Annotated in this window: 18 protein-coding genes; all 18 read right to left on the bottom strand. The window is 31.4% G+C overall.

The genetic code is table 11. The features are described from left to right. Positions 1 to 11: 11 nt before the first annotated feature. The 18 genes from priA to ACTTA0_RS01655 all read right to left on the bottom strand — a co-directional run bounded on the left by priA (position 12) and on the right by ACTTA0_RS01655 (position 23,131). A complete protein-coding gene (priA, locus tag ACTTA0_RS01740; protein ID WP_440675742.1) occupies positions 12 to 1,967 on the bottom strand; it encodes a replication restart helicase PriA in 1,956 nt (651 codons plus the stop codon). Between the two features lie 117 nt (positions 1,968 to 2,084). Beyond that, complete coding sequence (locus ACTTA0_RS01735; RefSeq protein WP_440675741.1) at positions 2,085 to 3,371, bottom strand: PQQ-dependent sugar dehydrogenase; 1,287 nt, start codon at positions 3,369 to 3,371, stop codon at positions 2,085 to 2,087. Continuing rightward, positions 3,368 to 4,768, bottom strand: a complete 1,401-nt coding sequence (gene lpdA / locus ACTTA0_RS01730) for a dihydrolipoyl dehydrogenase (RefSeq protein WP_440675740.1) — start codon at positions 4,766 to 4,768, stop codon at positions 3,368 to 3,370. Before lpdA ends, ACTTA0_RS01735 begins: the two co-directional genes overlap by 4 nt. Next, on the bottom strand, positions 4,769 to 6,073 hold the full coding sequence (gene odhB, locus ACTTA0_RS01725) for a 2-oxoglutarate dehydrogenase complex dihydrolipoyllysine-residue succinyltransferase (protein ID WP_440675739.1): 1,305 nt from the start codon (positions 6,071 to 6,073) through the stop codon (positions 4,769 to 4,771). Positions 6,074 to 6,079: 6 nt separating this feature from the next. Then, positions 6,080 to 8,998, bottom strand: a complete 2,919-nt coding sequence (locus ACTTA0_RS01720) for a 2-oxoglutarate dehydrogenase E1 component (protein ID WP_440675738.1) — start codon at positions 8,996 to 8,998, stop codon at positions 6,080 to 6,082. A 36-nt stretch (positions 8,999 to 9,034) separates the two neighbouring features. After that, positions 9,035 to 9,910, bottom strand: a complete 876-nt coding sequence (sucD, locus tag ACTTA0_RS01715; protein ID WP_440675737.1) for a succinate--CoA ligase subunit alpha — start codon at positions 9,908 to 9,910, stop codon at positions 9,035 to 9,037. Beyond that, entirely contained in the window at positions 9,911 to 11,071 is a 1,161-nt protein-coding gene (gene sucC, locus ACTTA0_RS01710; protein WP_440675736.1) for an ADP-forming succinate--CoA ligase subunit beta, read from the bottom strand. It abuts the gene before it with no gap. Between the two features lie 2 nt (positions 11,072 to 11,073). Beyond that, positions 11,074 to 12,036, bottom strand: coding sequence for a malate dehydrogenase (gene mdh / locus ACTTA0_RS01705; RefSeq protein ID WP_440635423.1), 963 nt, complete (start codon positions 12,034 to 12,036; stop codon positions 11,074 to 11,076). 10 nt (positions 12,037 to 12,046) lie between these two features. Beyond that, positions 12,047 to 13,540: a CoA-acylating methylmalonate-semialdehyde dehydrogenase gene (locus ACTTA0_RS01700; RefSeq protein WP_440675734.1), complete on the bottom strand. Its 1,494-nt coding sequence runs from the start codon at positions 13,538 to 13,540 to the stop codon at positions 12,047 to 12,049. Between the two features lie 39 nt (positions 13,541 to 13,579). After that, positions 13,580 to 14,359 carry a succinate dehydrogenase iron-sulfur subunit gene (locus tag ACTTA0_RS01695; RefSeq protein WP_440675733.1) on the bottom strand — a complete coding sequence of 260 codons (780 nt, stop codon included), beginning with the start codon at positions 14,357 to 14,359 and terminating at the stop codon, positions 13,580 to 13,582. Then, positions 14,359 to 16,134, bottom strand: a complete 1,776-nt coding sequence (gene sdhA / locus ACTTA0_RS01690; RefSeq protein ID WP_440675732.1) for a succinate dehydrogenase flavoprotein subunit — start codon at positions 16,132 to 16,134, stop codon at positions 14,359 to 14,361. The genes ACTTA0_RS01695 and sdhA overlap by 1 nt, the downstream gene beginning before the upstream one ends. Continuing rightward, the gene (sdhD, locus tag ACTTA0_RS01685) at positions 16,134 to 16,460 is read right to left on the bottom strand and encodes a succinate dehydrogenase, hydrophobic membrane anchor protein (RefSeq protein WP_440675731.1); all 327 of its coding nucleotides are present in this window, start codon (positions 16,458 to 16,460) and stop codon (positions 16,134 to 16,136) included. The genes sdhA and sdhD overlap by 1 nt, the downstream gene beginning before the upstream one ends. A 1-nt stretch (position 16,461) precedes the next feature. Then, positions 16,462 to 16,845 carry a succinate dehydrogenase, cytochrome b556 subunit gene (sdhC, locus tag ACTTA0_RS01680; protein ID WP_440675730.1) on the bottom strand — a complete coding sequence of 128 codons (384 nt, stop codon included), beginning with the start codon at positions 16,843 to 16,845 and terminating at the stop codon, positions 16,462 to 16,464. Beyond that, positions 16,835 to 17,842, bottom strand: coding sequence for an aspartate-semialdehyde dehydrogenase (locus tag ACTTA0_RS01675; protein WP_440675728.1), 1,008 nt, complete (start codon positions 17,840 to 17,842; stop codon positions 16,835 to 16,837). Before ACTTA0_RS01675 ends, sdhC begins: the two co-directional genes overlap by 11 nt. 15 nt (positions 17,843 to 17,857) lie before the next feature. After that, positions 17,858 to 18,967, bottom strand: coding sequence for a dimethylsulfoniopropionate demethylase (locus ACTTA0_RS01670; protein ID WP_440675726.1), 1,110 nt, complete (start codon positions 18,965 to 18,967; stop codon positions 17,858 to 17,860). Then, complete coding sequence (locus tag ACTTA0_RS01665) at positions 18,964 to 19,740, bottom strand: alpha/beta fold hydrolase (RefSeq protein WP_440675724.1); 777 nt, start codon at positions 19,738 to 19,740, stop codon at positions 18,964 to 18,966. The genes ACTTA0_RS01670 and ACTTA0_RS01665 overlap by 4 nt, the downstream gene beginning before the upstream one ends. 8 nt (positions 19,741 to 19,748) lie before the next feature. Next, positions 19,749 to 21,365, bottom strand: a complete 1,617-nt coding sequence (locus tag ACTTA0_RS01660; RefSeq protein WP_440675723.1) for an acyl-CoA synthetase — start codon at positions 21,363 to 21,365, stop codon at positions 19,749 to 19,751. 2 nt (positions 21,366 to 21,367) lie between these two features. Beyond that, positions 21,368 to 23,131 carry an acyl-CoA dehydrogenase family protein gene (locus ACTTA0_RS01655; protein WP_440675722.1) on the bottom strand — a complete coding sequence of 588 codons (1,764 nt, stop codon included), beginning with the start codon at positions 23,129 to 23,131 and terminating at the stop codon, positions 21,368 to 21,370. Positions 23,132 to 23,146 lie beyond the last annotated feature (15 nt).

The following is a 23,146-nucleotide window of genomic DNA, read 5'->3' as shown; positions in this document are numbered from 1 at the left end:
CTTTTTTGGACCTAATTGAAGTTAATTGGATCAACATCAACTGAAAGTTTTATTCCTTTAGAAAATTTGTATTTTGGAACTGATTTTGCAATAGCATTTTGTAGTTTCATAGATTTTGAACCTCTAATTAAAAATCTGACCCTAAAATTTCTTTTTAGTCTAAATATAGGAGCCTCAACTGGACCCAATATATTTCCCTCAATTTTATTTTCTAAATAATTTTTAAAGTCATAAGCCTCTTTTTCTAATTTTTTTTGATTTTCACCAGTCATAATCAGAGAAATAAATCTTTGATAAGGTGGAAGTTTATTTTTTTTTCTAATTTCTAGTTCTCTTTTTAAAAATATATCAGGATTTTTATTTGTAATTTCTAAAATCATATTTTTATTATTATTATAGGTTTGAAAATATACTGTTGCAGGTTTTCCTGTTCTTCCAGCTCTTCCTGATAACTGATGATATAACTGCAAATTTTTTTCAGCTCCTCTTAAATCATTTCCGTTAGCTGATAAATCAATATCAACAACAACAATACAATTTAAACTTGGAAAGTGAAATCCTTTAGAAATTAATTGTGTACCAACTAATATCTCAGTTTGATTATTTATAATTCTTTCTAATTTATTTGATGAGTCTTTTTTATTCATTGTATCGCTTGAAAAAATTTCAACTTCTTTATTTGGAAATTTTTTTTTAACTTCTTCAGATATCCTCTCTACACCAGGTCCACTAAAGACAAAATTACATTGACCTTCTTTTGAGCAATCCCTTTTTAAATCTGTTTTAAAACCGCAATAGTGACATAATAAATTATTTTTGTTTTTGTGATAAACAAGGTTGATAGTACAATTTGGACAAGAATAACTAGTTAAACAATTTTTGCACAGAGCGTGAGGTGAAAAACCTCTTCTATTTAAAAAAAATAAAACCTGATCTTTTCTCTTAAGGTGAAAATTTACTTTTTCGATTATTTTATCTGATAACCACGATTGTTTTTCAAGTTTGGTTTTATTAAGATCTATAATTTCATAATTTGGTAATGAAGCATTTTTGTATCTCTCTGTTAGTCTTGATAAGGAATATTTTCCTTTTTGAATATTTTCAAAAGTTTCAATTGATGGAACGGCTGTAACTAAATTAACTGGTATATTTTCAAATGAAGCTCTAGAGATTGCCATATCTCGTGCATTATAAGTTACACCCTCATCTTGTTTGAATGATTGATCGTGCTCCTCATCTACAATTATCATACCTAGATTTTTAAAAGGTAAAAATAATGACGATCTTGCTCCTATAATTGTTTTAACTTCTCCATTTGATATTCCGCTCCAAATTAATTCTTTCTTTTTTTTTGAAACTCCTGAGTGCCACACTGCTGCGTTAAAACCAAAATATTCATTAAATTTTTTTTCAAATTGACCTGTTAAACCTATTTCAGGTAACAAAATTAAACCCTGATATCCTTGTTTTATAAGGTTTTTTAAAGCTTCAAAATATACAAGAGTTTTGCCTGATCCTGTTGTCCCTTGTAATACGTGCACTCTAAAATTTTGGTTAGTGCTTACCATTTCTTCATATGCTTTAATTTGATCTTTGGTTAATTTTATGGATGTATTTTTAATTTCACTTTTAAAATTATTATAAGAACTTAGCTCCTTATTTTCTATTGCATGACTACTTAATAAAATAAGCTTTAGAGCCATTCCTTTTGGAATAATATTGTACTCTGAAAACCAATTTAAAAATTTAATAGTATTTTTTTTTAGAGGAGTCACATCTAACTTCCTCAAAACTTTTTTTATTTTGAATGTTTTGTTGCTATTTTTTTCAAATTCATCCCAAACTACACCTGTAATTTTTGATTTGCCAAAAGGAACTTCCACGTAGTCTCCTAATTTAAGACCAATACTACTTTCATAAGTAAATGGATGATCAAAAATATTAGGTAAAAGAATCGGAAATTTCATATTTTTATAATATGAAAAAAAAATAAGAGAGTATCGGTGTTTTTAATACCGCTCTATTTGCATTGATACATAATATTTCTAGACACACTTTGAACTTGTTTTCATTAAAATTACTATTTACTCTTTTTTATTTAAATTCGTTAACAGCCCAATGCTACCTGAGTCTTCAAGTGCCATAATAATTGTAGATGATTTTATATCATACTTTAAATCCCTTATTCTTTCTCCAATATATATTTCTTCATAATAATATAATTTAGAATATTTATTATTTAGCTTTATCCTTAAAAGATGTTTGTGGTATAATGTTGCTATCAAAAAGTTGTTTTTCCAATCTTTGTCAAAATTGTTATCAATTTTTACAATTTCTGAAATCCCTATTGATGGAATAAAACTGAAAATTGGTTGATTAAAACCATATTCACTATGATCTTTATATTCTCCCTCATCTTGATAAACTTCATAGTCAGTAACTCCTCTAGAATATTTTTTTCCATAAGAAGCAATGTCCCATCCAAAGTTTCCATTTTCCTCAATTAAATTAATTTCATCTCCACCATATGGGCCATTTTCAGTAGCTAGGATAATATTTTCTAGAGACAATAAACCAAGTATATTTCCATGACCTTTAGAATAAATTTTGTAAGTTTTGTTTGCATCGTCTATAGAAATAATTTTTCCATATAAAGAGTTATTACTCTGAGGTTTGTTGTCACTTTGGCTTGGTGCATTTTTGCTATAGGAAGAAGTTGATAGTAAAATATGTGAAGTGTTTTCTTTTTCAATTTTTTGTATTCTTCCTGCTTGAATATAAGCCATACACTCATCAGTAATACTAAAAATATCATTAAAAATTAATTGGTTTAAATCTATTTTTGACTTTGCTAAATATAAATGCTTACAATCATTAACTTCTTTGACATAAGAAATATAAATTGAATTTCCATCTATAAATAAATCAAGCAGCTCAAGCGGATTAGTTTCATTGATGTTTGATTTTATTTTATTAAAATTTTTATCCTCATCTAACAAGGAATTAAGGGATTTATAATAAAATGTGCCATTTTTTGGCATTATTATTAAATATTCTTCAAAAAAATCTATATAAAAAGATTTTTTCTTAAAACCTATTTCTGATTTTTTTACGAAATCTAAAGGGATTTTGGTGAAATTTATCTCTGCATACTGAGTATCAGGAAGAAAAAGCTTATTGTAATCATTTTTTATTCTTTTTGAATTTATTTTATTGTTCGTAATCATTCTTAATGTTGAAGAGATCATCTGAGGAAAAAAAGAATCTGTTACTTTAAATATACGGTCGTAGTATTTTGTTCCGTTTAGATAGCTAGCAGTGATTAAAAAAATTATTATTATGAATAAAAATATTATAAATATTTTTTTCACGAATGTATTGCTCTTTTTTCTACTGATAATGCAGCTTCTTTAACTGCTTCTGAAAATGTTGGGTGTGCATGACATGTTCTTGCTATATCTTCTGAACTTGCACCAAATTCCATAGCTACACCTATTTCAGCAATTAACTCTCCTGCATGAGGGCCTATAATATGAGCCCCTAATACTTTGTCTGTTTGCTCATCTGCTAATATTTTTACAAATCCCTCAGCATCATCAATAGCTTTAGCTCTAGAATTTGCCATAAATGAAAATTTACCAACTTTATACTTTTGATTAAGTTCTTTTAATTGTTCTTCTGTTTTTCCTATAGATGCAACTTCTGGAGTAGTATACACAACACCAGGTATTGTATCATAATTAACATGTCCAGATTGTCCTGCAATATTTTCTGCAACTGCTATTCCTTCATCTTCAGCTTTATGAGCAAGCATTGGCCCTACTATTACATCGCCAATAGCAAAAATATTTTCGACATTTGTTTTAAAAGTTTTGTCAGTTTTTATTCTTTTTCTTTCATCTAAATCAATTCCTACTGCATCTAAATTTAGTCCATCCGTATTTGGCTTTCTACCAACAGAAATTAACACCACATCACATTCAAAATTGTTTTTATTGCCATCTTTATCTACTGTTGAAACAACTGCTCCGTTGTTATTTTTCTGAATTGTTTCAACTTTGTTTTGCATATTAAATTTAATGCCTTGTTTTTTTAAAATTTTCATAAACTCAGATGAAATTTCTTTATCCATTCCAGGTGTAATATGATCTAAGAATTCTACGACCTGAACTTCTGAACCTAATCTTGACCAAACTGAACCCATCTCTAAACCAATGTAGCCACCTCCAACCACGACCATTTTATTTGGTACTTTTTCTAATTTTAAGGCCCCTGTAGAGGAAACAATTACTTTTTCATCAATATCAATTCCAGGTAATGAAACTGGCACAGATCCGGTTGCTATTACTGTTTTTTCTGACTCAATGATTGTCTCATTATTCTTGTCATCTTTAATTGAGATTTGGTTTTTTGATTTAAAACTTCCGTGACCTTTAAAATAAGTAACTTTGTTTTTTTTTAAAAGAAATTCAACACCTTTGGTCAATATTGTTACAGCTTTATCTTTGCTTTTCATCATCTTTTCAAGATTAAGTTTCACCTCACCTATCTCGATACCCTTATTGGATAAATTTTTTACTTTATGAAATTCTTCAGAAAGATTTAATAAGCTTTTTGAGGGTATGCAGCCAACATTTAAGCAAGTTCCTCCTAATGAACCCCTAGACTCTATACATGCTGTTTTTAAACCTAATTGTGCAAGCCTAATTGCACAAACATAACCACCAGGCCCTCCTCCAATAACTACAGCTTGAAATTTTTCTGACATTTAAATATCCAAAAATAATCTTCTAGGATCTTCTAGATTTTCTTTAATCATTTTTAAGAAAGAAACAGATTCTTTACCATCAATAATTCTGTGATCATAAGAAAGAGCTAAATACATGATAGGTCTTATTTTTATTTCACCTTCTACTACCACTGGTCGCTCTACAATGTTGTGCATGCCTAGAACACCAGATTGGGGTAAGTTTAGAATTGGAGTTGATAACATTGAACCATACACTCCACCATTACTGATGGTAAATGTTCCTCCTTGTAGATCTTCAATTGTTAGTTTTCCATCTCTAGCCTTTTCAGAAATATCTTTGATATTTTTTTCAATATCTGCAAATGAAAGCTCATCTGCATTTCTTAAAACTGGGACAACTAAACCTTTATCCGTACCTACAGCAAAACTAATATTATAATAGTTTTTATATATAATTTCATCGCCATCAATTTCAGCATTAACAGCAGGGAAATGTTTCAAGGCCACCACACATGCTTTAACAAAGAATGACATGAAGCCTAATTTAATTCCATATCTACTTTGAAAGTCTTGTTGATTTTCTTTTCTCATTTCCATGATATTTGTCATGTCAACTTCATTAAAAGTTGTAAGTAATGCAGCGTTTTCTTGAGCTTGTTTTAATCTCTTAGCAATTGTCTGTCTTAATCTGGTCATTTTAATTCGTTCTTCTTGACCATATTGAATTTTTCTCTCTGATGGTTTTGGATTTGCTCCCATTAAACCAATTAAATCTCCTTTTAAAACCTGACCATTTTTTCCTGAACCTTGAACAGAACCAATATCAATATTATTTTCAGTAACAATTTTTCTGACCGCAGGAGACAAAGTATCATTTCTATTCTCTCTTACTGGTTCTGGGTTTGTTGCTACTTCCTCTGTCAAAACTAAGGGTTTAGGTTTTTGAATTTCTGTTTTTTTATCTTCAAAAATTTCTGGTTCTTTTTTATTTGTATCTAATTTTATTACATTATTTTCAGGAGGAGTAGTTTCTTCGACTTTTTTAGGTTTCTCTTTCTTTTCAGTTGGTGTCACTTTTGCTGAACCATTTTCTGAAACAGAACCTAATAAAGCTCCAACTTCCACTGTAGAGCCATCTTGTGAATTAATTTCTGTTAAAACACCAGTTATTGGTGATGGGACTTCTAAATTAACTTTGTCAGTTTCAAGTTCTACAATTGGTTCATCAGCTTCAACTGCATCTCCAGTTTTTTTTAACCATTTTGCAACCGTTGCTTCTGTAATACTCTCACCAAGTACTGGAACTACTATTTTTTCACTCATTATAATTTAATCAAACACCTTATTAATTATTTCTTGTTGCTGAGAATTATGCCTCTTTGCATATCCAGTTGCTGGAGTTGCATCAGGGCTTCTTCCTATATAAGAAATTTCATTATATTTAGCCTTTAAAGTATCTAATGTCCATTGAATATAATCTCTCACTGAAAACCATGCTCCCATATTCTTTGGCTCTTCTTGGCACCAAAAGAATTTAGCATTTTTGGCATAAGGTTTAAGTTCGTTTACTAAAGCTTTTGCTGGGAAAGGATAAAGTTGTTCTATTCTAAACATAATTACATCATCTCTTTTTAATTTTTCTCTAGCGTCAAGTAAGTCAAAGTAAACTTTGCCTGAGCACAAAATAACTTTTTTAATCTCAGAACTTTCTTTAAGTTTAATAAAACCATTTGATTTTGGATCGATCGCATGATCCCACAAAACTCTATGGAAAGTATTTTGTTTGTTAAAATCCTCTAAGTTAGAAACACAGTATTTATTTCTGAGTAATGATTTTGGAGTCATTATAATTAGTGGTTTTCTAAAATCTCTATGCATTTGACGTCTTAATGCATGATAATAATTGGCTGGAGTTGTACAATTCATAACTTGCATATTGTCATTTGAACATAACTGTAAAAATCTTTCTAATCTAGCAGATGAATGTTCAGGACCTTGACCTTCGTATCCATGAGGTAACAACATTACAAGGCCTGATGCTCTATTCCATTTTCTCTCACCTGAAGCTATAAACTGATCAATCACAACTTGAGCTCCATTTGCAAAATCTCCAAATTGAGCTTCCCAAATTGTTAGAGTGTTTGGCTCAACTAAACTGTAACCATATTCGAAACCTAAAACAGCAAGTTCAGATAAAAAACTATCTACTACTTCAAATTGTTTTTGACCTTTGACAATATTATTTAGTGGAATATATCTCGAATTATCAATTTGATTTCTTAGTACAGAATGTCTTTGACTAAAAGTTCCTCTACCAGAGTCTTGTCCAACTAAACGAACTGGATATCCTTCAACTAACAAAGATCCAAACGCAAGAGCTTCTGCTGAAGACCAATCAATTCGCACTCCTTTTTCAATGGAGTCTCTTCTCACATTTAATATTTTACTAATAGTTTTATGAATATTTTTTTCTGGTGGTACTGTATTTATTTTTTTTGAAATTATTTTTAATTTCTCCTCATCAAAACCTGATATTCCCCTTTTATCTTTTCCTTTCTCGGGTTTATATCTTGACCATGTACCCTCAAACCATTCTATTTTAGGATTGTAGTCTTTTGCGCTTTTATATTGATCATCTAATAAATCTTTAAACGATTTAACATTTTGGTTTAATAATTCTTGAGTAATTGATTTTTCATTAACAAGTTTATTACCATAAATTTTATATACACTTGGATGAGATTTGATTTTTTGATACATCAAAGGCTGAGTAAACGATGGCTCATCTCCCTCATTATGACCAAACCTTCTGTAACAAATTAAATCAACTACAACATCTCTATTAAACTTTAATCTGAATTCTGTTGCTATTCTAGTCGCATAAACAACTGCTTCTGGGTCGTCTCCATTAACATGCAAAATTGGAGCCTCAACCATTTTAGCAACATCAGAAGGATAAGGTGATGATCTTGCAAATCGGGGACTCGTTGTAAAACCAATTTGATTATTTACAATTATATGAATAGTTCCACCAGTGTTATGTCCAGGTAGTCCTGACATGGCAAAACATTCTGCTACCACACCCTGTCCAGCAAATGCCGCATCACCATGAATTAGTATTGGGATAACTTTGTTTCTGTCTTTATCTTTATGAAAAAATTGTTTTGCTCTAGTTTGTCCTAAAACGACAGGATTTACTGCTTCAAGGTGAGATGGATTATCTGTCAAACTAACATGAACAGAATTTCCATCAAATTGTCTGTCAGAGGATGCACCAAGATGATATTTTACATCTCCAGCACTATCCTCAGAGTCGTCACTATATTCACCAGCAAATTCATTAAATATTCTTTTATAAGATTTTTGTAAAACGTTAGCCAAAACATTTAATCTGCCTCTATGAGACATTCCAATTTTAACCTCTTTAATTTGTTGTTGACCACCAATTTTAATTATTTGCTCAAGTGCAGGAATTAAACTTTCTCCTCCATCTAATCCAAATCTTTTTGTACCAACATACTTAGTTGCTAAAAATTTTTCAAAACCTTCTGCTTGAACTAATTTATTTAGAATTGCTTCCTTACCATTTTTAGTAAACTGAAGAGCTTTATCATCTTGCTCAATTCTATCTCTAAACCATTTTCTTTCGTCAGGATTAGAAATGTGCATAAACTCATAACCTATTTTTCCACAATAGGTTTTTTTCATAAATTTTAAAATTTCTTTAATATTGGCATACTTTTTATTTATCACCCCGTTTAAGAAAATTTTTCTTTCATAGTTTTCTTTCTTAAAACCATAAAACTCTGGATGAAGTTCATCTAAATATTCAGATTTTCTCATTCCCAAAGGATCAAGATCAGCTAACAAATGCCCCCTTAATCTGTAGGCTCTGATTAAGGCAACAGCACTTATTGAATCTTTGTTAGAATCTGCAAGTAATTGAAAATTAAATTTTTCTGAAGTATCTATTTTTTCATTATTTAAATTAGTAATTTCATTTTCATCTATTTTCTTTTGAAGCTCATCAATATTTATTTTTGTTTTTTCTGGTCCCCATGATGGTCCATTTATTTCATTTGCAATAACTTTTATTTCATCACCAATTCCTTCAAAGTAATTTAACCAACTTTCAGGGAGATCTTTATCTTTGTTGATGAATTTTAAGTACATTTGTTCAATAAATGCACTATTTGATTTATGTAAAAATGAATTTTTTTCGAAATCGAGATTTTTTGATGATGACATCTTTTTTATTTAATATATCCCTCTAAAAAATATTTTTCAATTAGACAGTTTATCAAATAAAGTTTTACCAATTATTGATGGTGATTTTGCGACTGTAATTCCACATTCTTCCATTTTTTTTATTTTATCTTCTGCACCACCTTTACCTCCAGAAATAATTGCACCTGCATGCCCCATTCTTCTCCCTGGTGGCGCAGTAATTCCAGCTATAAATCCAACTGTTGGTTTTTTAATCTTATGGTTTTTCAAAAACTCTGCTGCTTCCTCTTCTGCAGAACCTCCTATCTCTCCAATCATTAAAATTGATTGTGTCTCTTCGTCATTTAAAAACAGATCTAAACAATCTATAAAATTTGTACCATTTATTGGATCTCCTCCAATTCCAATGCATGTTGATTGCCCTAATCCATTTTTAGTTGTTTGAGCAACTGCTTCGTAGGTTAAAGTTCCAGATCTAGATACAATTCCAACTGAACCTCTTTTATGAATATTACCAGGCATAATTCCAATTTTACATTCATCAGGAGTTATAATTCCTGGACAATTTGGGCCTATGAGTCTGCTATTAGATCCATCTAATTTTTTTCTTACCTTAAGCATATCTTGAATTGGGATACCTTCAGTAATGCAAACAATTAATTCAACAGATGCATCGATAGCTTCAATAATTGCTGCGGCAGCAAATTTTGCAGGCACATAAATCATAGTTGCATCTGCCCCGACTGCATCTTTAGCTTCAGCTACAGAATTAAATACAGGTCTGTCTAAATGCTTTTGACCTCCCTTTTTAGGAGTAACACCTCCTACTAAATTTGTTCCATATTTTATTGCTTGCTCTGAATGGAAAGTTCCATGTGCACCTGTAAAACCCTGACAAATTACTTTAGTTTCTTTGTTAACTAAAACTGACATTTATTTAATAGCCTCAACAATTTTCTTAGCAGCATCATCTAAGTTCTCTGCTGAAATTAATTTTAAACCTGAATTATCTAAAATTTCTTTTCCCTCTTTAAAATTTGTCCCTGCAAGTCGAACTACCAAAGGTACACTAATATTAATTTCTTTTGCAGCGTCCACTACTCCTTGTGCAAGCACATCACATCTCATTATTCCCCCAAAAATATTTATCAAAATTCCCTTCACATTTTTATCTGAAAGAATAATTTTAAACGCTGCAGAAACTTTTTCTTTTGAGGCTCCACCTCCTACATCTAAGAAATTAGCTGGCTCTTTACCATATAATTTGATGATATCCATAGTTGCCATTGCTAGACCTGCACCATTAACCATACATCCAATACTTCCATCTAACTTAATATAAGCTAAATCATGTTTACTAGCTTCAATCTCAGTTGGATCTTCTTCATTTAGATCTCTTAATTCTAGAATTTCAGGGTGTCTAAATAATGCATTAGAGTCGAAATTAACTTTCGCATCTAAACAAACAATCTTTCCCTCTTTTGTTAAAATTAAAGGATTTACCTCAACCATATTAGCATCTGTACTAATAAACATTTTATAAATCGATTTGATTAGTAAAATTGCTTGATCTTTTGCATCAATGTTTAAATCAAAAATTTTAATCACTGACTCACAATCTGCATCTGATATTTCTTCAGCTATATCAACTTTAGTTGTAATAATTTTTTCTGGATTTGAGCTTGCTACTTCTTCAATATCCATTCCACCTTGATCACTTGAAATAAATGCAATCTTTGAGCTCACTCTATCAACTAAACATGATAAATAGAATTCTTTTTCTATATTAGAGGATTCTTCAACATATAATCGCTTAACTTCTCTTCCTTCTGGTCCAGTTTGATGAGTTACAAGTGTTTTTCCAAGCAACTCATTTGCTGAATTTTTTAATTCCTCAAGTGTATTAAGAATTTTAACTCCTCCAGCTTTACCTCTACCACCAGCATGAATTTGAGCCTTTAAAACATACTTTTCAGTTTTTAAATTTTTTGCTTTTTCAATCAAGTCATCAACACTTGTTGAAAAAAATCCTGCTGGAACTATTGCTCCATATTTCTTTAAAATTTCTTTTGCTTGATGCTCGTGAATGTTCATTTTTATTTTGAAAGATCTGGATCTATTTTAGAAGCAGCTTCCCAAAGAGCTTTTACAGCATCAATAGAGTGCATAAACTCTTTATTTTCTTTTTCATCTAAATCCACTACTTCAATTTTCTCAACTCCGTCTTTACCAATTACAACTGGTACTCCAGCATAAACATTTTCTACTCCGTACTCACCATTTAACTGCACTGCGCAAGGTAATAATTTTTTTTCATCTTTTAAATATGATTCAGCCATTTGAACTCCCGATGCTGCAGGTGCATAAAAAGCAGAACCTTTTTCTAAATACTTGACGATTTCTGCTCCACCGTCTCTAGTTCTTTGATTAATTTCTTCAACTCTCTCTTGAGAAATCTTTCCCTCTTTCACAAGATCCAATAAAGGTTTGCCAGATACTTTTGTAAATCTTGGCATTGGAACCATAGTATCTCCATGACCACCCATAACCATTGCTTCAATCTCTCTTACAGGCACACCAAACTCTAATGATAAAAACAGTTTAAATCTTGAGCTATCTAAAATTCCTGCCATGCCGACAACTTTATTTGCAGGCAAACCTGAAAACTTTTGAAACGCCATAACCATCACATCTAAAGGGTTGGTGATACAAATTACGAAGGCGTTCGGTGCGTTTTCTTTTACCCCTTGAGCTACCTGTTTAATAATTTTTAAATTTATACCAAGAAGGTCATCTCTACTCATTCCTGGCTTTCTAGGAACTCCTGCTGTAATTATGATAACATCAGAATCTTTAATATCTTTATAATCGTCTGTACCTGATAATTTTACATTAAATCCATCAACTGATGATGATTGAGCTATATCTAAAGCCTTACCTTTAGCTATTCCACTTGCAACGTCAAATAAAACAACTTCATCAACAAGCTCCTTTATTCCAATTAAATGTGCTAGTGTTCCACCTATTTGGCCTGCGCCAATTAAAGATATTTTTTTCATTTATTTCCTCTTATTTCATTGTTGGCATTACAAATTCTGCGTTTGTACGCACACCTGAAGGCCATCGTGATGTTACAGTTTTAAGTTTAGTATAGAATTTTATTCCTTCCATGCCATGCATGCCACTATCTCCAAATAATGATCGTTTCCAACCACCAAAACTATGAAAAGCCATAGGAACTGGAATTGGAACATTGATACCAACCATTCCTACTTGAATTTTACTAGCAAATGTTCTGCCTGCATCACCATCTCTAGTATAAATACTTACTCCGTTTCCGTATTCATGATCATTGATTAGTTTTGCAGCCTCTTCAAAAGTTTTAACTCTAACTACAGATAGAACTGGACCAAAAATTTCTTCTTTATAAATTCTCATGTCTTTATTAACGTGATCAAATAAACAACCACCTATATAAAATCCGTTTTCATAACCTTGAAGTTTTAAGTTTCTTCCATCGACAACTAATTTAGCACCTTCTTCAACTCCTAAATCAACATAACTTTTTACTTTTTCTAAATGCTCTTTTGTAACCAGAGGTCCCATCTCTGAAGTTTTATCCATACCAGGTCCTACTTTTAAGGCCTCTGCTTTTTTTGAAAGTCTTGAAACTAGTTCATCACCAATATCTCCAACAGCAACAGCAACAGATTGAGCCATACATCTCTCACCTGCAGATCCGTAAGCTGCACCCATCAATCCATTTACTGCACCATCCAAATCACAATCTGGCATGACTACTAAGTGATTTTTTGCACCTCCAAGTGCTTGTACTCTTTTTTCATTTTTAGCTGAATTTTCGTAGATATATTTTGCAATTGGAGTGGATCCAACAAAGCTTACAGCTTTAATATCTTTATTTTCTAAAATTGCATCAACAGCTTCTTTGTCGCCATTAACTACGTTAAATACTCCCTCAGGCAATCCAGCTTCACTAAGTAACTCTGCTAATCTAAGTGGACATGAAGGATCTTTTTCTGAAGGTTTTAATATAAATGTATTTCCACAAGCAATTGCTATTGGAAACATCCACATTGGTACCATTGCTGGAAAATTAAATGGAGTAATTCCAGCTACTACCCCCAAAGGTTGTCTAATTGACCAACTATCAACATTTGTTCCTACGTTTTCTGAATATTCGCCTTTTAACAAATGAGGAATTCCACAAGCAAACTCAACTACCTCAAGCCCTCTTGTTAAAGATCCTCTAGCATCCTCAAAAACTTTTCCATGTTCTGATACTATTAGCTTTGTTAACTCATCAGAGTTTTTTTCTATTAATTCTTTAAATTTAAATATTATCCTTGCTCTTTGTAAAGGAGGTTTTGCAGACCAAGTTTCAAATGCTTTTTTGGCTGCTTCTACAGCTTGATCTAAATCAGATTTACTTGCAAGCCTTACCTCAGACTCTTGTTCTCCTGTTGCAGGATTAAATACTTTTCCTTTTCTATCAGATGAACCTGGAATTATTTTTCCATTAACGAAGTGCTCTATTAATTTCATGAATACGGTCTTTTAAATCAAAAAAACTTAATAGTCTATTTAAACATTAGCCGTAGCTAACATTTTTTTAATTTCTGCAATTGCTTTTGCTGGATTTAGGCCTTTAGGACAAGCATTTGTACAATTTAAAATAGTATGACATCTGTAAAGTTTTAATTCATCAGCAACTTTTTTTAATCTTGCTTTTCTTTCTTCATCTCTACTATCAACGATCCACCTGTAAGCTTGTAGAAGGACTGCTGGACCTAAGTATTTATCTCCATTCCACCAATAACTTGGACAAGATGTTGAACAACATGCACACATAATACATTCATAAGCACCATCAAGTTTTGCTCTATCTTCTTGAGATTGATAAATTTCTGTTGTTTCTTTTTTTGAATTATTTTTTAACCAAGGTTCAATAGATTGATACTGTTTATACAAACCATCTAAATCACCAATTAAATCTCTTTTAACTTTCAAGTGCGGTAGCGGATATATGTCTATATCTCCATCAATTTCCGAATGTGGAGTTGTGCACGCTAAACCATTTTTGCCCCCCATGTTCATAGCACAAGAACCACAAACTCCATGAGCACAAGATCTTCTATAAGCTAATGTTGGGTCAATTTCGTTTTTAATTTTATTTAAAATATCTAAAACTTTTGAAGGACAATTATCCATATCAACTTCATAAGTATCAATTCTTGGATTTTCTTCTGTAGAAGGGTCCCATCTATAAACATTTACTTTTCTAAGATTTTTAGAACCTGTTTTGTCTTTAAAATATTTACCTTTTTTGACTTCAGAATTTTTTGGTAAATTCAATTGCACCATTAATATACCCGTTCTTGTGGTGGGAAATATTGAACATCATTAGTCAAAGTTGACTTGTGAACTGGTCTGTAACTAATTTTTGTATTTTTTCCATCACACCAAGCAAGAGTGTGTTGCATAAATTTTTCGTCATTTCTTTTTGGATAATCATCTCTTGCATGCGCTCCTCTGCTTTCTTTTCTGTGGTATGCAGATTCTACTGTCGTTACTGCTTGTCTAATTAAATTATCAAATTCTAAAGTTTCAACTAAATCAGTATTAAATACTAAAGATCTATCTTTAACAGAAATAGAGTCCATTCCATCATAAGCTTTTCTAATATCATCAACTCCTTCTTTTAGATTCTTTTCTGTTCTAAATACTGCACATTTAGATTGCATTGTTTTTTGCATTGAAAGTCTAAGTTCTGCAGTACTATTATTTCCATCTGCATTTCTTAACTTATCAAATCTATCTAAACATTTTTGTGTCTCAGACTCAGGTAACTCTTCATGAGGAGTTCCAGGTTTGACTAATTCTGCAGCTCTCTTTGCTGCTGCTCTTCCAAATACTACTAAGTCAATTAGTGAATTAGAACCAAGTCTATTTGCGCCATGAACAGAAACGCATGCTGCTTCTCCTATAGCCATCAGACCTGGAACAGTTTTTTCTGAACCATTAACAGTTAAAACTTCTGCTTTATAATTTGTTGGAATTCCTCCCATATTATAATGAACTGTTGGTACAACGGGTATAGGCTCTTTAGTTACATCTACATTTGCAAATAATCTTGCAGCATCAGTAATTCCTGGAAGTCTACTTTCAATAATATCTTTATCTAAATGACTTAAGTTTAAATGAACATGATCTTGATCTTTTCCAACTCCCCTTCCTTCATTTATTTCAATAGACATTGATCTACTAACAACATCTCTTGATGCTAAATCTTTTGCATTTGGAGCATATCTTTCCATAAATCTTTCGCCCTTAGAGTTAGTTAGATAACCACCCTCACCTCTAGCACCTTCTGTTATTAACGTGCCATGACCATAAATTCCTGTTGGATGAAATTGAACAAACTCCATGTCCTGAAGAGGCAATCCAGCTCTTAATACCATTGCATTTCCATCTCCAGTACAAGTGTGCGCAGATGTAGCTGAATAATAAACTTTCCCATATCCACCTGTGGCTATAATTACAGTGTGTGCTCTAAATCTATGGATTGTTCCATCATTTAAATTCCATGCAATTAACCCTTTGCATGCTCCATCTTTCATTAAAAGATCTAGTGCAAAATACTCTATAAAAAACTCAGTGTTATGTTTTAAGGCTTGTCCATAAAGCGTATGAAGAATTGCATGACCAGTTCTATCTGCAGCAGCACATGTTCTTTGTACAATTCCATTTCCATAATTTTTTGTCATTCCTCCAAAAGGTCTTTGATAAATTTTTCCCTCTTCAGTTCTACTAAATGGAACTCCGTATTTTTCTAATTCTAAAACTGCTTTTGGGGCTTCTTTACATAAATACTCAATACTGTCTTGATCTCCTAACCAATCTGCACCTTTGACCGTATCATACATGTGCCATCTCCAGTCATCTTCACCCATGTTTCCAAGTGCAGCTGAGATACCTCCTTGTGCAGCAGATGTGTGACTTCTAGTTGGAAATACTTTTGAAATACAGGCTGTTTTCAATCCAGCTTCACTTAATCCAACAGCAGCTCTCAAGCCAGATCCACCAGCTCCTAAGACAACTACATCATATTCATGATCTATAATATTATAAGCACTCATTATTTTAGATTAAGTAAAATTATTATTGTTAATAATGGAATTATTATAGCAGAAATATAGAGAAGTCTGTTTGCGACATATTTGGTTTTTTCATCAGAAATATAGTCCTCAAAAACCTCACTAATACTTAAGGCAGAAAAAAAATAAGCAAAAATTAAAAATATACTAAATAAAAACTTATTTGTTTTGTTTGAAAAAAAACTAACTACTTCAGAATAATCTCCATCATAAACTGATATGAAATTAATTATAAACCAAAACATTAAAGGGACTAAAATTATTGATGATAATTTTAAAAACATCCATTTTTTTGTAGCTAAATTCATATTAAAAAAAGTTTTTTCCAATTAAGTAAAATAAAAAAGTTAAAATCAATGAACCAAAGATCACCATCAAACCTGTTATACGAGTAGTTTTCAATTCATAGCCATAACCCATATCCATTATTAAATGTCTGATTTCACTAAGTATTTGAAAACTAAAAGACCATGCTAAACCTATTGCAACAAATTTTCCAAAAAACGAGTTAAAAAAAAAGTTTATCAAATTGTATTTGGGTTCTCCTAAAATTAGCCAAGAAACCCAGACACAAACTAAAGTTATAGCTAAGATATTTATTATTCCAGTAATTCTATGAGAAATAGATACTAATGATGATATGTGCCATCTATAAATTTGTATATGAGGAGAAAGAGGTCTTTTACTTTCCATAAAAATTATTTTCTATTAATGTTCCAGCAATTTCAACTGCATTTAAGGCTGCACCTCTAAGTAAATTGTCTGAGACAATCCACATATTTAAGCAATTCTTTTTAGTCTTATCTTCTCTAATTCTTGAAATGAATGTCTCATCTTTTCCAGCGGCTTCAAGTGGTGTTGAATATCCACCATCTTGTCTCTCATCAATAACTTTACAGCCTTCCATTTTTTCAAGACATTCTTTAATTTGATCAATTGTAAATTCTTTTTCTAATTCTAAATTTACAGCTTCAGAATGAGAAACTAAAACTGGTACTCTTACACATGTTGCTGATAATTCAATATTTTGATCTAGAATTTTTTTAGTCTCATTGGTCATTTTTAATTCCTCTTTTGTGTATCCATCATCAGCAAATACATCGATATGCGGAATTAAATTAAATGAAATTTGTTTTGTAAAATTTTTTGATTCAATTGCTTTGTTTTCTAGTGCTAGCTTAGTCTGTTCTACTAATTCATCCATTGGTGCTTTACCACCACCAGATACTGATTGATATGTAGCTACAACTACTCTTTTTATTTTAAATAAATCATGGATTGGTTTTAATGGTAAGACTAATTGTGCAGTTGAGCAATTAGGATTAGCAATAATATTTTTTTTTATATTTTTTAAGTCATCCGCATTTACTTGAGGTACAATTAAAGGAACATCAGGGTCCATTCTGTAAAAACTAGAATTATCTATTACAATACTGTGAATTGCTGCTTTTGAGGCATAAGCTTCTGAAATTTTTCCACCTGCTGCAAAAAAAGTAATTTTTGCTTTTGAAAAATCAAAAGTATCTAAATTTTCAACTTCTATGTCTTTACCTTTAAAATTAATTTTTGAACCAGCGCTTCTTACAGATGCAACTAAAAAAATTTCTGAAATAGGCAAATTTTTCCTCTCAAGCACTTCTAGTACTTTTCTTCCAACATTGCCCGTGGCTCCGACTATAGCTATATTCATGATGGGGTTGTTATACTAAATGAAAGGTAAATCGCAAACTTTTCCAGCGCAATTATGTCCATTTACAACAACTTTTACATTTTGCTCAAGATTCCAGTATCCTTTTTGCATCATAGCTATACCAATTACTTTTTTGAAGTGAGGTGAATAGCAAGCAGATCTTAATTCTCCAATTAGGTTGTTGTTTTCATCTGTCAAATCTAGAGAATCTGTTACACTTATTTCATTAATATCAATTTTTATACCCATCAATTTTTTAGTAATTCCTTCTTCTTTTATTTTTATTAATTTTTCCTTACCCAAAAACTTTGCATCACTATCTAAGTTAACATACTTATCAAAACCACACTCAAACGGGTTATCATTGTTATCCATATCGTTTCCAAATGATAATAGAGCACTTTCAATTCTCTCTATTAAATTAGGGCATCCAGGCTTAACATTAAATTCTTTACCAGCTTCAAATAAATGATCATATAACTTTTGACCAGACTCAGTGTTTTGAACATAAATTTCATAACCACCTTGCTTAGACCAACCTGATTGTGCAATTAAATGGTCAACTCCTTCAAAATTAAAATAATCAAATCCAAAAAATTTCAATTTAGTTATTTTTTCTCCAAATACTTTTTCCATTAACTTAAATGATTTTGGACCTTGAACAGCCATAATGTCTACATTTGGTTCAAAGATTTTAACATCAAATTTATTTCCAATTGCTAATCCTTTTGCAAATAAAATTACATCAGAGTCTGCAATAGATATCCACCATTTCTCCTGACTTAATCTCAGCACAACAGGATCATTAATTAATCCACCCTGGTCATCTATAATAGGACAATAATAACATCTACCATCTTTAGATTTAGATAAGTCTCTACAAGTCATTAATTGAACTAATTTAGCTGAGTCTTTTCCTGAAATTTCAACTTGCCTCTCTGCTGCGACATCCCAAATTTGAACATGCTCTTTTAAGTGATGATAGGAATCTTCTACAGATCCAAACGCTGCAGGTAGCAACATATGATTATAGATTGTATAAGCTGTTACACCTTGTTTTTCTATTCTTGAAGTATATGGTGTACTTCTAAGTCTTCTAGATTTTGCTATTGAATAATTTTTCATTTATTTAAAAATTCTAAAACCTTGTCCCGCATTTCAAATGCTTTTTCAATCATAATCATATGCCCACATCCTTCGATTACATGAATAGTTGAATTTTTAATCAATTGAGAGAATTTTTTTCCAGACTCTAAATTAACCATTTTATCTAGAGAACCAAAAACAAACATTGATGGAACCTCAATTGACCCAGCTGCGGTTGAGCCATTTTTGTAATTATTACAAGCTATAAGATCTACAGCAAGTATTTCACTAATATCTTTTGGAGATTGAATAATTCTTTCAACTGGATTTCCACCTATAAATTTTTTTGATCCTTCATATCCCCACTTCATCATTAACTTTACTGCATCAGAATCTCCATTTTCCGCAAGTTCAATCAAATCAGGATGAACAGGCATTTTGTTAGATCCACCTACAAAGACTATTTTTTTTAGTCTATCTTTGTATCTATGGGAATACTCAAGTATTTCTAAACATCCTTGTGAATGACCAACTAAAATTAAATTTTGAAGATCTAAGGCATCAAATACAAGTTCCAACCATTCTGCTATTTCCTCAATAGTTTTTAAACATGGCCCCTCAGAATTTCCATGTCCTGGTAAATCAATAGATAATACATTGAAATTATTATTTGAAAAAAATTGCTCACTTAATGACCAAACAATATGGGATAAGCCACTTCCATGAAGAAAAACAATGGTATCTCTGTTTTTATCTATACCTTTGCCATTGTCTGAAGCAAAAATACTTTTATTTTCGATTTCAAATATCAATTAGATTCCTAAACTTTTTTTCTCAGTTCAAACTTCTGTATTTTTCCAGTTGATGTCTTAGGTAGTTCGCAAAAAACGACCTTTTTGGGAACTTTAAATCCAGCCAAAGATTCTTTACAAAAATCAATTAATTCTTTTTCAGTAACAGGCTTATCTTGAACCATCTCGATGAAAGCACAAGGTACTTCTCCCCATTTTTCATCTGGTTTAGCAACTACTGCTGCTATTGAAACTGAAGGATGTTTAGATAAGGTATTTTCAATTTCTATTGATGAAATATTTTCTCCCCCTGAGATAATAATATCCTTAGATCTATCTTGAATTTTTACATATCCATCAGGAAACATAACTGCCAAGTCGCCACTATGAAACCATCCATCTTTCATTGCTTTATCGGTAGCTTCTTTGTCTTTAAAGTAACCTTTCATTACTACGTTTCCTCTAATCATGATCTCTCCGATAGTTTTTCCATCTTTAGGAACTTCTTTCATCGTTTCTGGATCTAAAACTGTTACTCCTTCTGTATTAGGATACCTTACTCCTTGTCTTGCTTTAATCTCATTTTGTTTATCTTCATCTAAATCATTCCATCCATCATTCCACGCACATTGTGTAACATGACCATATGTTTCTGTAAGACCGTAAACATGCATAACTTCAAATCCAAGAGATTTCATTTTTTTAAAAATAATACTTGGGGGAGGTGCTCCAGCAGTTAAGACATAAACTTTATGCTTTAATTTTTTTCTATCACTTTCGGGAGCTCCAGTTATCATATTTAAAACTATTGGTGCTCCTCCAAAATGAGTAATGTCATATTTATCAATAAGCTCAAAAATTTTCTTAACATCAATATTTCTTAAGCAAATTGTTCTTCCATTTAACATTGGAACTGTCCATGGATAGCACCAGCCATTACAATGAAACATAGGTACAACTGTTAAAAAGTTTAAACGATTAGGCATATTCCAGGCAACAGTACTTCCCGTGGACATTAAGTACGCACCTCTATGATGGTAAACAACACCTTTGGGATCGCCAGTTGTACCTGAAGTATAACTTAAAGATATTGCCTGCCATTCATCATCAGGCATTTTCCAATCAAAATTCTCATCTCCAGTATTTAAAAAACTTTCGTATTCTAAATCTCCAATTTTTTCCAATTTTGATTGATCAGCATGTTTGTCATTAATATCTATAACAGTGATTTTTTTATTTAAATTTTTTAAAGCTTTTTTTACTTCTAAATGTAATTGTCTATCTACAACCAATACCTTCGCATCACTGTGATTTAAAATATAATTAATTGTATTAGCATCTAATCTTATATTAATTGTGTTTAAAACAGCTCCTGTCATTGGAACTGAGTAGTGTGCCTCAAAAATTTCAGGAGTATTAAAAGCTAAAAAAGATACTGTATCTCCTTTTTGAATACCAATTTTAGAAAGTGCACTGGCAAATTTTACTGCTCTTTTATAAACTTCATTCCAAGTATAGCTTCTATCCTCATAAACTATAGCCTCATAATCAGGATAAACATCTTTGGCTCTTTGTAAAAATGTTAGTGGTGTTAATGGAACATAATTTGCATTATTTCTATCCAGATTAATGTCGTAATGATTCATTATTAATTAAATTTAAATTTCATTATATTTGAGCTACCTGAAACTGCAGATTTATAATGATATTCTGCTCTTGGTAGCACTTTTTCAAAGTAGAATGTAGCTGTATTAATTTTGTCTGAATAAAACTCTTTATTTTCTTCATAATCTTTAAAACTAATTTCTAAGATTTTTATCCATGAAAAAGCAATTGAAACATAACCAAGTGTTTTTAAATAGTCATTTGCAGCTGCAGACACATCATCTTTTTCGATTTTACTTTTATCTACAATCCAACCAGTGAACTTTGACAAAATATCAAGATAATATGTAAGATCTTTTGTAAAAGATTTTACCTTTTCATGTTTGTTTTCACATTCAGATTTTATCATTTCTAAATATTTAGAAATTACATCGCCATTTCTGTTTATTAATTTTCTAAATACTAAATCAGCGGCTTGAACTGAATTGGTTCCTTCATATATCGGTGTTATTCTATTATCTCTATATAACTGTTCAATACCTTGGTCTTTAGTGTAACCGTACCCTCCATGAATCTGCATAGCATCGCTCGTAATCTCCATGGCTAAATCGGTAAATAAAGATTTAACTACAGGTGTCATCAAAGAAACATAATCAGAAGCTTCCTGTTTAATTTTTTCATCTGGATGATGAAGACTAACTTCAGTTTGTTGAGACAGCCAAAAGCATAAAGCTCTTTCTCCCTCAATTATTGATTTCATGTTTAATAAAGTTCTTCTTATGTCTGCATGGTCAATAATAAAATCTGCACCATTTGTAGATTTAGAATTATTAGTTTTTCCTTGTTTTCTCTCTTTTGCATAAGCAAGTGAATTTTGGTAAGCAATTTCTGAAATACCCAATCCCTGAATACCAACTACAATTCTCTCAAGATTCATCATGGTAAACATTGCATTTAAACCTTTGTCCTTAGGACCAATCATGTATCCTGTTGCATCATCAAAGTTTAAAACACAAGTTGCCGAACCTTTAATTCCCATTTTTGTTTCAATAGATCCTGTTGAAATACCATTTCTTTGTCCAACCGATCCATCTTGATTTACTAAAAACTTGGGTACTAAAAATAAACTTATTCCTTTTGTTCCAGGAGGAGAGTCGGTAGATCTTGCTAAGACTAAATGGACAATATTTTCTGTTAAGTCATGATCACCTGATGTGATAAAAATTTTTTGGCCAGTTATTTTATAAGTTCCATCAGATTGACTAACTGCTTTTGTTTTAAGTAAACCTAAATCGGTACCACAAACAGGTTCTGTTAAGCACATCGTGCCACTCCATTTACCTTCTACAATTTTAGGTAAATATTTATCTTTTATTTCATCAGTAGCGTGATGATTAATACAATTGTATGCTCCAATACTTAATTCACTATAAAGTTTAAAAGATAAACTCGCAGAGGACAGCATTTCGTCAAAAAAAGCACTTACTGTTTTTGGCATTCCTTGACCACCATATTTTGGATCACATGACAATGAAGTCCATCCATCCTCAATATATTTCTGATAAGCTTCTTTGTATCCTGGTGGTGTTCTAACTACACCATTTTCTAAAATTGCTGGATTTTCATCGCCTGCTTTAGCAAGTGGTAAAATTAAATTTTGATTGATTTTAGCTGCTTCTTCTAAAATATCTTTAACCAAATCTGAGCTAACTTCATTATATCTTTCAAGATCATTATAATTTTTGTTATCTCTTAATTTTTCATAGAGAAACATCATATCTTTGACAGGTGCAGAATAACTTGGCATTTAAAAAGCTTAGAA

This window comes from Candidatus Pelagibacter sp. HIMB1593 (assembly GCF_052047755.1).
GTDB lineage: Bacteria > Pseudomonadota > Alphaproteobacteria > Pelagibacterales > Pelagibacteraceae > Pelagibacter.
Note: the sequence above shows the minus strand (reverse complement) of the source record. Positions and strands in the feature narration are given on the sequence as shown.

Coding starts and splice junctions, on each gene's coding strand:
- sdhC (WP_440675730.1), bottom strand. CDS start 16,845: ATGGAAAGTAAAAGACCTCTTTCTCCTCATATACAAATTTATAGATGG.
- mdh (WP_440635423.1), bottom strand. CDS start 12,036: ATGAAAAAAATATCTTTAATTGGCGCAGGCCAAATAGGTGGAACACTA.
- sdhA (WP_440675732.1), bottom strand. CDS start 16,134: ATGAGTGCTTATAATATTATAGATCATGAATATGATGTAGTTGTCTTA.
- ACTTA0_RS01720 (WP_440675738.1), bottom strand. CDS start 8,998: ATGTCATCATCAAAAAATCTCGATTTCGAAAAAAATTCATTTTTACAT.
- lpdA (WP_440675740.1), bottom strand. CDS start 4,768: ATGTCAGAAAAATTTCAAGCTGTAGTTATTGGAGGAGGGCCTGGTGGT.
- sdhD (WP_440675731.1), bottom strand. CDS start 16,460: ATGAATTTAGCTACAAAAAAATGGATGTTTTTAAAATTATCATCAATA.
- ACTTA0_RS01675 (WP_440675728.1), bottom strand. CDS start 17,842: ATGAATATAGCTATAGTCGGAGCCACGGGCAATGTTGGAAGAAAAGTA.
- ACTTA0_RS01695 (WP_440675733.1), bottom strand. CDS start 14,359: ATGGTGCAATTGAATTTACCAAAAAATTCTGAAGTCAAAAAAGGTAAA.
- ACTTA0_RS01660 (WP_440675723.1), bottom strand. CDS start 21,365: ATGAATCATTACGACATTAATCTGGATAGAAATAATGCAAATTATGTT.
- ACTTA0_RS01700 (WP_440675734.1), bottom strand. CDS start 13,540: ATGAAATTAATAGAGCACTTCGTTAATGGAAAAATAATTCCAGGTTCA.
- priA (WP_440675742.1), bottom strand. CDS start 1,967: ATGAAATTTCCGATTCTTTTACCTAATATTTTTGATCATCCATTTACT.
- sucC (WP_440675736.1), bottom strand. CDS start 11,071: ATGAACATTCACGAGCATCAAGCAAAAGAAATTTTAAAGAAATATGGA.
- odhB (WP_440675739.1), bottom strand. CDS start 6,073: ATGAGTGAAAAAATAGTAGTTCCAGTACTTGGTGAGAGTATTACAGAA.
- ACTTA0_RS01670 (WP_440675726.1), bottom strand. CDS start 18,967: ATGAAAAATTATTCAATAGCAAAATCTAGAAGACTTAGAAGTACACCA.
- ACTTA0_RS01655 (WP_440675722.1), bottom strand. CDS start 23,131: ATGCCAAGTTATTCTGCACCTGTCAAAGATATGATGTTTCTCTATGAA.
- sucD (WP_440675737.1), bottom strand. CDS start 9,910: ATGTCAGTTTTAGTTAACAAAGAAACTAAAGTAATTTGTCAGGGTTTT.